Here is a 13315-nt window from a genome sequence, read left to right as displayed (position 1 = left end):
ACACGCCCGTTCGGAAAGACCCGAGTTCATGACAGACCAATCGATAACCCGAGGAGAATCACAATGAAATTGAAGCTGTTTGCTGCCGCCTGCGCATTCGCCGCAGCGGCCACGATGGTTCACGCGGCAGAGCCGGCCGCCTGCCGCAACGTGCGCTTCGCGGACGTGGGCTGGACCGACATCGCGGCCACCACGGGCCTCGCGTCGACCGTGTTCGACGGGCTCGGCTATCACGCGACGAAGACCATCGCGTCGGTGCCCATCACGTTCGCGGGCATCAAGAGCAAACAGATCGACGTGTTCCTCGGCTACTGGTCGCCCACCATGGACCCGATCATCACGCCGTTCGTGAAGGCCGGCACGATCAAGGTGCTCGCCACGCCGAACCTCACGGGCGCGAAATACACGCTCGCGGTGCCGGACTACGTCTATAACGGCGGCCTGAAGTCGTTCGCGGACATCCAGAAATTCGCCGACAAGCTCAACGGCAAGATCTACGGCATCGAGCCTGGCAACGACGGCAACGCGCTCATCAAGAAGATGATCGACGGCAATCAGTTCGGGCTCGGCAAATTCAAGCTCGTGGAATCGAGCGAGGCGGGCATGCTGGTCGAAGTGAACCGCGCGATTCGCGACAAGCAGTGGATCGTGTTCCTCGGCTGGGAACCGCACCCCATGAACGTGCAGATGAAGATCGACTATCTTGCGGGCGGCGACGACGTATTCGGCCCGAACTATGGCGAAGCGAAGGTCTTCACGGCCACGCCGCCTGACTACGCGGCGCGTTGCCCGAACGCGGCGAAGCTCGTGTCGAACCTGCAGTTCACCACGGCGATCGAGAACCGCGTGATGGCGCCCATCATGAACAAGGAAGACGCGAACAAGGCCGCGCTCGACTGGCTGAAAGCGAACCCGCAGGTGCTCGACCAGTGGCTCGCGGGCGTGAAGACGTTCGACGGCAAAGACGGGCTGCCCGCGGTGAAGGCGTATATCGCGGCGCATTAAGCATGTGGCGAGGTGCACGGCTTTCACGCCGTGCGCCTCGTGTGTCTCGTGCGCCTCGCACGTCTCTCATACGATGACATCCACGCTCAGACGTGGATGTCGAACCCTTCTGCGTACGCGTCCAGATCGCTGTCGTCCCAGAGCCGGCCGTCCACCAGTACCGGCGCCGCTTCATGCGCAGGCACCGCGATCTCCATGGCCGCCGCAGCCTCGCGATAGAGCGCGGTCTGATTGATCGCGGCCGCCACCGCCAGATAGTCCACCGTGTCGATGAGCCCCCAGCGCCGGTATTGCGTGAGGAACCATGCGCCGTCCGAGGCGCGCGGGTAGTTGACGTTGCCGCCGTCGAAGAAGCGCACGGGCAGGCGCTTGCCGTAGACGCCGTCGCGCACCTCGTCGGGCAGCGTGGCCGCAAGGCGCGGTGCGATCAGTTCATGCGGCACGCCGATGAACTCGGGTTGCGCGAGCCATTGCGCCGTGTCGTCGCGATGGCCGGGGTCATCCAGCCAGCGGCACGCATCCAGCATGGTCTGCACGAGTGCGCGTGCCGTGCGCGGATGGCGCGTCACGAATTCGCGCGTGGCAGCCAGTACTTTCTCGGGATGGTCGGGCCAGATTTCACTCGTGAAAAGCGCCGTGCGGCCCGCATGGCGCGCCTGCGCCGCTGCGTTCCACGGCTCGCCGGCGCAGAAGCCGTCGAGTTGCCCCGCCGTCAACGCGTCGCCCATCTGCGGCGGCGGAATCACCACGCTTTCGATGTCGCGCAACGGATGCACGCGTTCCGATGCGAGCCAGTAGTAAAGCCACATGGCATGCGTCCCGGTGGGAAACGTCTGTGCGAAGACGGGTTTGCGGCCCAGCGTGGCGAGCGCATCGTGCAGCGTGCGGTGCTCGTCGAGGGCGTCGGCCAGGCGGTTCGACAGCGTGATGGCCTGGCCGTTGCGGTTGAGCACCATCAGCACCGCCATGTCGGCCTGCGGCCCGCCAATGCCCAGTTGCACGCCGTAGGCGAGGCCGTAGAGCGCGTGCGCCGCGTCCAGTTCGCCGCACAGCAGCTTGTCGCGCACGGCGGCCCACGAAGGCTGCCGGCACAGTTCGAGCGTGAGGCCGTAGGCGTGGCCGAATTCGAGCATCTTCGCGGCCACGAGCGGCGCCGCGTCGGTGAGCGCGACGTAGCCCAGCCGCAGATGCGTCTTTTCGGGCGCGCCCGCCGCGCGTGGCTTCGCGTCCGCGGCGAGGGAGGAGGGTTCGTTCATTGCGGTTCCGTCATGTCGGCAGGCCGTCTGCATCGACGATCTGGCGCGCCGCCTCGGCCACTTTCACGCCCTGGTCCATCGCGCGCTTTCTGAGCGTGGCGTAGGCGGCGTGCTCGGTCATCTTGCGGCGGTCCATCAAGAGGCGTTTGGCGCGATCGATCAGCTTGCGCTCCGCCAGTTCGTTTTCGGCCTGCGCGAGGCGCTCGCGCAACTGCGCCTCCTGGGCGAAGCGCGCGAGCGCGACTTCGAGAATGGGCGCGAGGCGCTCGCTCGCGAGCCCTTCCACGAGATAGGCCGTCACGCCCGCGCCCACGGCGTCGCGAATCAGCTGCTGGTTCGCGTCGTTGCTGAACATCAGCACCGGCCGCGGCGCCGTGGCGTTCATGACGGCGAGCTGTTCGAGCGTGTCGCGCGAGGGCGATTCGGTATCGATGATGATGACGTCCGGCCGCTCCGTGGCGACCACGTGGTGCAGCGCCTGCGGCGTCGCGGTGGCGGGCAGCATCTCGCAGCCGAGCCGCGCGAGCGCGTCGCGTAGATCGCCGATGGGCTTTTCGGTGTCGGTAACGAGCAGTACACGCAGCATGGTGGACGCGAGTTTAGCGCAGCCTGGCACGCGGCGGCGCCTGCAGTGCGGCCGCGTGCTGTGTTTCGGCGGACGGCACGGCGGTTGCCGCCGGCTTCTCACACAGCCGTTTCAATTCCGGCACGCACGATCCGCACACCGTGCCGCAGCCCAGCGTCGCCTTCAGTTCGACCACCGTCGCACCGCGCCCGATCGCCGCTTCAATGCGCGAGCGGCGTACCTGCATGCAGGTGCACACCACCGGGTCGCGCGGCGCCAGGTTGTCGCGCTGGGCGCTGAAGACGGCAAAGCGCGGACCGGTCCACGGCGTCGCGTCCGCGAGCCGCGCGAGCAGCGCGTCGCCGCCCGTCGCGTCGCCCGCGAGCACGAAACCGTCGATCACGTTGTCTCGCCACAGCACGCGCTTGTCAAGCCCGCGCCGTGCGTCGCGGTATTCGAGCACGTCTTCGCCCGCGGGCAGGTCGAGCGCGGCGTGCAGGCGGTCGAGCCAGCTTGCGGGGGGCTGAGCGCTCTCTTCGGAAGTTCCCGCGATAGCGGGCGCTGCCGTGTGAGCCGCGCGCAGCACGATCACGTCGTCGGCCTCGATGCGGATGGACGCGTAGGTACACGAAGCGAGCAGCGGCTGCAGCGCCGCCTGCAATGCGAGCACGTTGCCGCGACGCGCGGCCACGAGCCGCCAGGGCAGCGGCGCAGCCTCGATGCGCACGGCCGCGTGCTTGAGTTCGGGCTGGCGCGAGTGCGGATCGGTGGCGCCGATGGTGGCTTCGTTGATGCCGCCGCTCGCGAGGAACTGGCCGTTCCAGTGCATCGGCACGAACGCGGTGCCGGACTGGACGTCGTCCGAGAACTGCACGGGCAGCACGAGGCTGCCGCGGCGGCTCTTCACGCGCACGAGGTCGCCTTCCGCGAAGCCGCGCCGCGCGGCGTCGGCGGGGGCGAGGTTGACGGCGGCCTCGGGCGCGTGGGCGAGCAGTTTGGCGACGCGGCCCGTGCGGCTCATGCCGTGCCATTGGTCGCGCAGCCGGCCCGTGATGAGCCGGAACGGGAAGCGCGCGTCCGTGGGTTCGGCCACGGGCTGGTAGCGCGGCGCGTGAAAGCGGGCGCGACCGTCGGCGGTGGCGAAGAGGCCGTCCGTGTAGCGGCGCGCGGCGCCTTGCGTGCAATCCGCCGGAAACGGCCACTGCTGCGGACCCTGCGCTTCGAGCACCGCGTAGCTGAGCCCGCCGATGTCGAGATCGCGGCCTACGGTGAGCCGGCGATGCTCGTCGAACGCCGCTTCGGGCGAGGCGAAACCGAAGAGCGGCGCGGCGTTTGCGCCGCGTTCGCCGTGCCTGGCCGCAAGGCGTTGCTCCATGCGCTGCGCCACCTGGTCCGCGATCCACCAGTCGGGCTTCGCCTCGCCCGCGACGGGCACGGCGGCCCGCACGCGCGAAATGCGCCGCTCGGAATTCGTGACCGTGCCCGACTTCTCGCCCCACGTGGCCGCAGGCAGCAGCACGTCGGCGAAGGGCACGGTGTCGGTCTGCGTGAACGCGTCCTGCACGACGACGAATTCCGCCGTGGCGAGTGCTTCGCGTACCTTCGCGATGTCGGGCATGGAATGCACGGGGTTCGTGCAGGCAATCCACACCGCCTTGATCTTGCCGCTGCGCACGGCCTCGAACATCTCGACAGCGGGCAGGCCCGGCGTGGCGGGCACGGACGGCACGCCCCACAGCCGCGCCACTTCCTCGCGATGCGCGGCGTTGCCGATCTCGCGATGCGCCGCGAGCATGGTCGCCATGCCGCCCACTTCGCGACCGCCCATGGCGTTGGGCTGGCCCGTCAGCGAGAACGGACCCGCGCCGGCCCGGCCGATCTGCGCCGTGGCCAGATGCAGATTGATGAGGGCGAGGTTCTTGTCGGTGCCGTGGCTCGACTGGTTGAGGCCCATGCAATAGAGCGAAAGCGCGGCCTCGCTCGCGCCGAACCATTCGGCGGCCTGCATCAGGTCTTCTTCGCGAATGCCGCACAGGCCCGCTGCCACGCGCGGCGTGTACTCGCGCACCATCGCCTTCAACGCGGCGAAGCCTTCGGTGTGGCGCTCGATGTACGCGCGGTCGATCAGCCCTTCCCAGATCAGGTGATGCAGCATGCCGTTGAAGAGCGCGACGTCCGTGCCCGGCTGAATGGCGAGATGCAGGTCGGCGAGAGCCGCCGTGTCGGTGCGGCGCGGATCGACGACGATCCAGCGAATCGCCGGGTTCGCTGCCTTCGCCGCTTCCAGCCGGCGAAACAGCACCGGGTGCGCCCAGGCCATGTTGCTGCCCGCGAACAGCACCGTGCGTGCCGCTTCGAGGTCTTCGTAGCAGGTGGGCGGACCGTCCGCACCGAGCGCCATCTTGTAGGCGCTCACGGCGCTCGACATGCAGAGCCGCGAATTGGTGTCGATGTTGTTGGTGCCGATCAACCCTTTCGCGAGCTTGTTGAAGACGTAGTAGTCCTCGGTGAGCAACTGGCCCGACACGTAGAACGCCACCGCGTCTGGCCCGTGCCGTTCCACCACGCGCGCGAAGCGCTCAGCCACGGTATCGAGCGCGACGTCCCAGCTTACCGGCCGGCGTGCTTCGGAACGATGCGCGCGCATTTCGGGCACGAGCGCGCGGCCCGTTTCGCTTTGCGCCGTAAGCGCGAGCGAGAGCCCTTTCGTGCAGAGCTTGCCGAAATTCGCGGGATGCTCGGGGTCGCCTTGCACGCCCGTGATGCGGCCGCCTTCCGACTCGATGAGCACGCCGCAGCCGACGCCGCAGTAGCAGCAGGTGGAACGGGTGACGGTCTTCATGACGTGTACGCGCTTAAGCCTGGCCGAGATCGACATGCACGAGCCCGTCTTCGTCCACCTTCACCGGGAAGCGCCCCGCGCAGCCTTCGTCCGGCGCGCGTGCTTCGCCGCTCGCGAGGTCGATGTTCCATGCGTGCAGCGGGCACGTCACCGTCTCGCCGTGCACGATGCCTTCGGAAAGCGCACCGCCCTTGTGCGGGCAGCGGTCGCGCAGCGCGAAGACCTTGTTGGTGGCCGTGCGAAAGAGGGCGATGTTGCCGCCCAGGCTTTCGTCGCGTTGCAGCACGCGGCTGCCCAGTTGCGGAATGTCTTCGACGCGGCAAACGGGTGTCCACGCCGAGCCGTCCCGCTTGCCGTGTTCGCTTGCTGCTTCGCGCGCCATGATCTGGATTTCCATCGTGTGTTCCTCGTACGTCATTGCGTGCATTAGGCGACTATTAAGCGATTACCTTGAGCGGAATGTATTCGTGCTTGCGGGCGCCGCCAATGCGCGCTTCCCACGGATCGGGCAACCCTTCCAGCGAATACAGCAGCCGCTCGTAGAGCGCCTTGCGGCTCGCTTCGTCTTCCACCACTTTCTTCTTCACGTAGTCCAGACCCACGCGCGCGATGTAGTGCACCGTGCGATCGAGGTAATACGCTTCCTCGCGATAAAGCTGCAGGAACGCGCCCGTGTACTCCTTCACTTCCTCGGCGTTCTTCACCTTGACGAGGAACTGCGCCACTTCGGTGCGAATGCCGCCGTTGCCGCCCACGTAGAGTTCCCAGCCGCTATCCACGGCGATCACGCCCACGTCCTTGATGCCGGCTTCAGCGCAGTTGCGCGGGCAACCCGAAACCGCGAGCTTCACCTTGTGCGGCGACCACATGTTGGCGAGCATCGTTTCGAGGTCGATGCCCATCTGCGTGCTGTTCTGCGTGCCGAAGCGGCAGAACTCGCTGCCTACGCACGTCTTCACGGTGCGGATCGACTTGCCGTAAGCGTGGCCCGACTTCATACCGAGATCGCGCCACACATTGGGCAGGTCTTCCTTGCGCACGCCGAGCAGGTCGATACGCTGGCCGCCCGTCACCTTCACCATCGGCACGTTGTATTTCTCGGCCACGTCGGCGATGCGGCGCAGCTCGCTCGGGTTCGTCACGCCGCCCTTCATCTGCGGCACCACGGAGAACGTGTTGTCCTTCTGGATGTTCGCGTGCACGCGTTCGTTCACGAAGCGGCTTTGCGGGTCGTCCACGGCGTCGCGCGGCCACGTGGAGATCAGGTAGTAGTTGATCGCGGGGCGGCAGGTCGCGCAGCCGTTGGGCGTGCGCCATTCGAGGAAGTCGTAGACCTGGCGGTGCGTGAGCAGACGGTGCTCGCGAATCGCCTTGCGTACTTCGCCGTGGTTGCGGTCCGTGCAGCCGCATACGGCCTTCGTCTTCGGCGTTTCCTGGAAATTGGTGCCCACCGTGTTCATCAGGATCTGCTCGACGAGGCCCGTGCACGAGCCGCACGAACTCGCGGCCTTGGTGTGCTTCTTCACGTCGTCCACGGTGAAGAGGCCCTTTTCGGTGATCGCCTTGACGATGGTGCCTTTGCACACGCCGTTGCAGCCGCAGACTTCGTCGCTGTCGGCCATCGCGCTCGCGCGGCTCTGGCCTTGCACGCCCGCGTCGCCCACGCTCGATTCGCCGAACATGATGTGGTCGCGCAGCTCGCCCAGCTTGCGGCCTTCGCGCAGCAGCTTGAAGTACCAGGCGCCGTCCGCGGTGTCACCGTAGAGGCACGCGCCCACCAGTTGGTCGTCCTTGATGACGAGCTTCTTGTAGACGCCGCCCGCGGGGTCGGAGAGCACGATTTCCTCGCAGCCGTCGCCGCCGTTGAATTCGCCGGCGGAGAAGAGGTCGATGCCTGTCACCTTGAGCTTGGTGGAGAGCACCGAGCCCTTGTAGCTGCCGATGCCCATCAGCGCGAGGTGGTTCGCGCAGACCTTCGCCTGCTCGAAGAGCGGGGCGACGAGACCGTACGCAATGCCGCGGTGGCTCACGCATTCGCCCACGGCGTAGATGCGCGGGTCGTAGGTCTGCAGCGTGTCGTTCACGACGATGCCGCGATTGCAGTGCAGGCCGCACGATTCGGCCAGCGTCGTGTTGGGGCGAATGCCGGCGGCCATCACGACGAGGTCGGCCGCGATGGTTTCGCCGTCCTTGAACCTCACGCCGCTCACGTGGCCGGCCTCATTGCCGAGAATCTCCGTGGTCGCCTTCGAAAGCTTGAAGGCGAGGCCCCGTGCTTCCAGCGAACGTTGCAGCAGCTTGCCCGCGGTGGCGTCGAGCTGGCGTTCCAGCAGCGTGTCGGCCAGATGCACCACGGTCACGTCCATGCCGCGCAGCTTGAGGCCGTTGGCTGCTTCCAGCCCCAACAAGCCGCCGCCGATCACGACCGCGTGCTGCTTGACCTCGGCGGCGTCGATCATGGCCTGCGTGTCGCGAATGTCGCGATAGGTGATCACGCCTTCCAGCGTATTGCCCGGCACCGGCAGGATGAACGGCACGGAACCCGTTGCGATCAGGAGGCGGTCGTAGGGCGCTTCGGTGCCGTCGTCCGCGAACACGATGCGGCGCACGCGGTCGATGCGCTCGATGGTCTTGCCCAGATGCAGGCGAATGCCTTGCTCCGCATACCATTCGAGCGGATTGAGCACAATGTCCTTGAACGTCTGCTCGCCGGCGAGCACGGGCGAAAGCAGGATGCGGTTGTAGTTCGGATGCGGCTCCGCACCGAACACCGTGATGTCGTACTGGTCGGGGGCGATCGCAAGCAGCTCTTCGAGCGTGCGGATACCGGCCATGCCGTTGCCGATCACGACGAGTCGGGGCTTGTTCATGCTGAATCTCCTGCGAGTGCGGGGGGAGCGGGTGGAACGGCTCGATGCTTGACGGAATGCATTCGGGTACAGAGGCGGAGTGCAGGTGCCGTGTGTCGATGCACATGCACTCCGCTTCGTGTCTTCGCGTATCAGGTATGCATCAGACGCGCGCGGCGGCAACGGACCACGCGTTGCGCCAGCGGTGCTTCACGTTGCTCATGCCGGCCCAGCCAAGCGCGGCGAGGCACGCGAAGAGCCAAAGACCGGTGGAGTAGGAACCGGTGGCCTGCTTGATGGAGCCGAGGCTCGCGGCCAGGGCGAAGCCGCCCACGCCGCCCGCCATGCCAATGAGGCCGGTCATCACGCCGATGTCTTTGCCGAAGCGCTGCGGCACGAGCTGGAACACCGCGCCGTTGCCCGCGCCGAGGCAGAGCATTGCGGCGATGAACAGCAGCACCGTGGGCAGCGGGCCGCCCACGTTGAAGCCCGCGGTGCCGATCAGCACGGCCACGGAGGCGAACACCGTGAGCAGCGAACGCGTACCGCCGATGCGGTCGGCCATCAGCCCGCCGATGGGGCGCATCGCCGAACCCGCGAACACGCAGGCGGCCGTGGCCCAGCCGGCGATCTTCGGGTCGAAGCCGAACTGATCGTGGAAGTAGCCGGGCAGGGCGCTCGCGAAGCCGGAGAAGCCGCCGAACGTGAGCGAATAGAAGAACATGAACCACCACGAATCGCGGTTGCCGAGCATGCGCGCGTAGTCGCCCAGTTGCTTCTTCACGACGACGCCGGGCGCGTCTTTCGCGAAGGCCGTGTAGTAGATCAGCACGGCCACGACCGGAATGCAGGCGATGCCGAATACGTTCTGCCAGCCGAACGCGACAGCCAGCGCGGGCGCGAACAGGGCCGCGAGCACCGTGCCGGAGTTGCCGGCGCCGGCAATCCCCATCGCCGTGCCCTGCTGATGCGGCGGGTACCAGCGCGACGCGAGCGGCAACGCCACGGCGAACGATGCACCGGCTACGCCGAGCAGCACGCCGAGGAACAGCGCCTGGCCGAGCGAGTGCACGCCGATCTGCCATGCGCCGACCAGCGTCGCGATCACGATGGCCTGGCCGAGCAGGCCCGCGCGCTTGGCGCCGACGCGATCGGCGAGCAGACCCATGAACACGCGCAGAATGGCGCCCGCGAGAATCGGCGTGGCGACCATCAGCGCGCGTTGCTGCGTGGACAGCGCGAGGGTTTGAGCGATCTGGATCTGGAGCGGTCCGAGCAGGTACCAGACCATGAAGCTCAGGTCGAAGTACAGGAACGCCGAGATGAGCGTGGGGGTGTGGCCATTGCGCCAGAAGCTGCGGTCCATGTGAGTTCCGTCGTTGGATCGCTCGCCGTGTGCGTGTTCAGACTCTTGAACGCGCTGCACCGGTTGCGACGAACGTCGAACGCCATTGCCCGACCGAAGTGTTTCTGGATGAGCCGCGTGCGCCGGCTGTGTGCCGCGTCGCGTGTGGGGCTCATGCTGCCCTGCGCCGTTGCAGGGTGCGAGCCTCGCTATGCAACGGCCGTGCCACCTTGCATGAAAACGCGCAAAGCCTTACTGGATAAGGGTTTGAGGAGATCGGTCGAGAATGGGATATTGCACCGCAGCAGTGCGCCGCACCGGCCAGAGGCACTGCTGCGGTGCGGTGCGTTGCAGTGAAGTGCAGGCGAGCGCATGCAGTGACGGAACATGAATCGTGCTGCACCAAGCGCATGAAGGGCGGGAAGGAATGAAGCGGCGGGACGTGCATTCCGTTGCCACGAGATGCACGCGGAAGCAGCGAAAGCAGGGGAAGCGTGAAGCGCGCGGCACGATCGTGCCGCGCGCGCGGGGTGATCGATCTCGATGAGCCGGGTCGTCAGCTCGTGGTCTCGGGCATGCGCTTTTTCAGTTCGCGCGATGCGGCGAGCGGAATGCGCGCGTCGTCCCACTCGCGCAGCCATTCCACTTCACGGGCGGTGAAGACCTGGCCGTAATTGCGCAGGGCGTACTGCAGCGAATCGATGATGTGGTTGCGGATGATCTCGGGCGTGCGCTGGTCGTCTAGCACCGCACGGAACGCTTCGAGCGTGGCCATGGTTGTTGCTCCTGTTGCTGTTGTGGCCGCGCGCAGGCGAGAAACAGCATGCGTGCGCGCGGACCGCGATGCGATCCGCGCTTTATCGCACGTCAATAGTCAGGAGACAAACGGAAAAAAATGGAGGGCTCTCGAATTGGCGAGAGATCCTGCCTGGGGACGCCGCATTTTTATGCGGCATGTCTCCATCGCGGCATGACGATGTGAAGGCGGATTCGATGACGGACTATCCGGCCGTCTACTCCGCCGGCACCGGAACAATCGATGAAATACGCCAGCCCGCGCCGGTGCGAAGCGCTACTTCGTACATGAGGAATCGCCCCGTTGTGGCGGACGCTTGCGACTTTCCGGAAGTGATCATTGTTGGCGCGTAGATCTGGGCGACGTCATCGCTGATGGGAAGTATCTTGATGTTGTCCGCCTCCGGTTCGAACTTCCACACGCCTTTGAAAGTTTCGCGGAAGTGGTCCAGCAGGGCGGTTTTGCCCCAGATCCGATAGGGACGCGCCACCAGGGCCACGGGGTCGGGTTCGCTGGGCCCAGCAGCGACGAAGACGCTGGCGAACTCGGCGAGATCATGCGTGGTCGCGGCATGTGCCTGACGCAGGAAGAGCGTTCTGACTTCCTGCTGATCGCCGTCGGTAAAGCGCTGGGCCGCTGCCGCTGTTTGCGCATACGCCGCAGGAAGCGCGACGACGAGCAACGACAAAACGGCAGACGTAAAGCCATTCCGATTCATGATGCAAACTCCTTTGATGGGGCGTTGACGATGGCGACAGTCCGACAGTCCGACAGTCGATCAGGCAGCGCGGTCACGCTGCGCTCACAGGCCCACCGGATGTGGAACGTGCAGCACGGCGACGCGATTTGCGCGGTCGCAAGACTCGAATGTGTGTGCGAGCAAGCCGCGCTGCCTGGTGCAGTCGGCCATCGCTGGCACGACGTCCCGGCGGGCAACGTAACGATGACTCATGTGGTTGCCGTCTGAACACGGTTCGCCGCAAACAACAGCATGGCTGTACCAAAGCACCGGAGCGTGATCGCTCAGGCAAGACGCCCGGCGCTACCGGCCGTTTTCGTTTCGCTTGCCTTGCGGGTTCGCATCGAGATCCACCGCATCGGGCACCTCGATCACGAGGTCCGTCTGCGCAACAGCCACGCAAGGCAGGATGTAGCCCTGCGCCGTTTCTTCGGCCGAAAGACCCGGCCACTCGATCGTATGGCGCACCGTGCCCTCGATCACGCGGCACAGGCACGTGCGGCAGGTGCCGTTGCGGCAGGAGCGTGGCAACCGCAGATTCGCGAAGCCGGCGGCTTCGAGCACGGTGAGCGTATCGGGCGCCTCGAAGGTGCGGCCGAGCGGTTCTATGCGAACGCGTGGGACCACCGCGTCGCGATGCTCGTTCGTCGTGGCGTTCGTCGAGGCGGCATGTGCGCTCACGTCTGCGCTCGCGGAACCGTCTACGTCATGCGCACTCATGGCTTGCTTCACATCGTTGCTGTTCAATGACGCTTTGCCCGTTCACGAAATGGATACGCCCAGCAAGCGTCCCACGCCGAACGTGAAGGCCGCCGCGACGAGCCCGATCACGATCTGCCGACCGGCGGAAAACATCGCGCCGCGTCCGTTGAAAAGCGAGGTGAAGACGCCCACGGCGGCCAGCCCGAAGCCCGCCAGCGCCACGCATTGCACGATGGCCCACATGCCGTGCGCCCACAGGAACGGCATGGCCGGGAAGATGGCGCCCAGCGAGAAGAGGCAGAACGAGACGCCCGCCGCCGTCCACGGATTGCCGCCCAGTTCCGCGGGGTCGAGCCCGAGTTCCTCGCGCGTGAGCGTATCGAGCGCCTTGTCCTTGTCGCGCATGATCTGCGCGGCCACGCGGCGCGCCTCTTCGGCCTCTACGCCCTTGGCCTGATAGATCAGCGCCAGTTCGTGCCGTTCGGCGTCGGGCGTCTGCTCGATTTCATCGGATTCCTTCGCAATCTGCGTGCGCGCCAGTTCGCGTGCGTTCGTGACCGAGAGCCATTCGCCAAGCGCCATCGAGCACGCGCCCGCGATCAGCCCCGCGAGCCCGGTGAGCAGGATCGTGCGATTGGCCGCGCCTGCGCCGGCCACGCCCATGATGAGGCAGAAGTTGGAGACGAGGCCGTCGTTGGCGCCCAGCACGGCGGCGCGCAGGTCGTTGCCCGAGGTCACGCCCTTGTGCCACGACTCGGCACTCGCAATCTGCGCGCCCTTCGACATACCCTCGGCATGCTGGCCCTCCACCACGGCGCGCACAACGTCGGCGTGATGCTGTTCTTCCGCGGAGAGCTTTTCGGCGCCGGGCTGGTGCGCGTATTTGTTGCGGTCGGCGTACTCGGCCGCGGCCAGAGTGGGCAGCACGAAGGCGGGGCCGAACGTGCGGGTGAGTGTGCGCATCAGGTGCGTCTTGATGCTGTGCCGATGCGGCCGCACACGCACGCCGTTGGCGCGCAGCTTGTCCGACCAGAGCTGCGCGTGCTCGCGCTCCGACGCCGCGAGCTGTTCGAACACGCTGCGGCGCGCGGCGTCCTTTTCGACGTGGGCGAGCGTTTCGTAGACGGCGGCGCTATCGAGTTCGTCGGCGAGATTCTTGCGATAGCGCTTGAGTTCGTGTCGGGAGGCCATGGCGTGGGTTCGGGCAGGTTCGGGC

11 protein-coding genes are annotated in these 13315 nt (G+C 66.5%); 1 reads left to right on the top strand and 10 read right to left on the bottom strand.

Annotated features, from left to right (window positions below):
• The first annotated feature begins 63 nt into the window (after nucleotides 1-63).
• Nucleotides 64-1005, top strand: a complete 942-nt coding sequence (locus tag PKKP23_RS13105; protein ID WP_017775572.1) for a choline ABC transporter substrate-binding protein — start codon at nucleotides 64-66, stop codon at nucleotides 1003-1005.
• 86 nt (nucleotides 1006-1091) lie between these two features.
• Here the strand turns inward: PKKP23_RS13105 and PKKP23_RS13100 are convergent, their stop codons facing one another.
• From PKKP23_RS13100 to PKKP23_RS13055, 10 genes are all read right to left on the bottom strand, one after another.
• Nucleotides 1092-2261, bottom strand: coding sequence for a CmpA/NrtA family ABC transporter substrate-binding protein (locus tag PKKP23_RS13100; RefSeq protein WP_126877198.1), 1170 nt, complete (start codon nucleotides 2259-2261; stop codon nucleotides 1092-1094).
• A 10-nt stretch (nucleotides 2262-2271) separates the two neighbouring features.
• Nucleotides 2272-2847: an ANTAR domain-containing response regulator gene (locus PKKP23_RS13095; protein WP_017775574.1), complete on the bottom strand. Its 576-nt coding sequence runs from the start codon at nucleotides 2845-2847 to the stop codon at nucleotides 2272-2274.
• 13 nt (nucleotides 2848-2860) lie between these two features.
• Complete coding sequence (locus PKKP23_RS13090) at nucleotides 2861-5668, bottom strand: nitrate reductase (protein WP_126877197.1); 2808 nt, start codon at nucleotides 5666-5668, stop codon at nucleotides 2861-2863.
• A gap of 13 nt (nucleotides 5669-5681) precedes the next feature.
• Nucleotides 5682-6050 (bottom strand): nitrite reductase small subunit NirD, encoded by a 369-nt coding sequence (gene nirD / locus PKKP23_RS13085; RefSeq protein ID WP_126877258.1) that lies wholly within the window; start codon nucleotides 6048-6050, stop codon nucleotides 5682-5684.
• A 55-nt stretch (nucleotides 6051-6105) separates the two neighbouring features.
• Nucleotides 6106-8538 (bottom strand): nitrite reductase large subunit NirB, encoded by a 2433-nt coding sequence (nirB, locus tag PKKP23_RS13080; RefSeq protein WP_126877196.1) that lies wholly within the window; start codon nucleotides 8536-8538, stop codon nucleotides 6106-6108.
• A 142-nt stretch (nucleotides 8539-8680) separates the two neighbouring features.
• Entirely contained in the window at nucleotides 8681-9883 is a 1203-nt protein-coding gene (locus tag PKKP23_RS13075; protein WP_126877195.1) for a nitrate/nitrite transporter, read from the bottom strand.
• A gap of 535 nt (nucleotides 9884-10418) precedes the next feature.
• Nucleotides 10419-10637 (bottom strand): hypothetical protein, encoded by a 219-nt coding sequence (locus PKKP23_RS13070; protein WP_017775579.1) that lies wholly within the window; start codon nucleotides 10635-10637, stop codon nucleotides 10419-10421.
• A gap of 238 nt (nucleotides 10638-10875) precedes the next feature.
• Nucleotides 10876-11376, bottom strand: coding sequence for a Cif family virulence factor (locus tag PKKP23_RS13065; protein WP_126877194.1), 501 nt, complete (start codon nucleotides 11374-11376; stop codon nucleotides 10876-10878).
• A 324-nt stretch (nucleotides 11377-11700) separates the two neighbouring features.
• Entirely contained in the window at nucleotides 11701-12024 is a 324-nt protein-coding gene (locus PKKP23_RS13060) for a 2Fe-2S iron-sulfur cluster-binding protein (RefSeq protein WP_126877257.1), read from the bottom strand.
• Between the two features lie 135 nt (nucleotides 12025-12159).
• Complete coding sequence (locus PKKP23_RS13055; protein ID WP_126877193.1) at nucleotides 12160-13290, bottom strand: VIT1/CCC1 transporter family protein; 1131 nt, start codon at nucleotides 13288-13290, stop codon at nucleotides 12160-12162.
• Nucleotides 13291-13315 lie beyond the last annotated feature (25 nt).

Origin of the sequence: Paraburkholderia kururiensis JCM 10599 = LMG 19447, from assembly GCF_003986935.1 — a bacterium.
GTDB lineage: Bacteria > Pseudomonadota > Gammaproteobacteria > Burkholderiales > Burkholderiaceae > Paraburkholderia > Paraburkholderia kururiensis.
The sequence above is the reverse complement of the archived record's forward strand: the minus strand, read 5'-3'. Positions and strand labels throughout refer to the sequence as shown.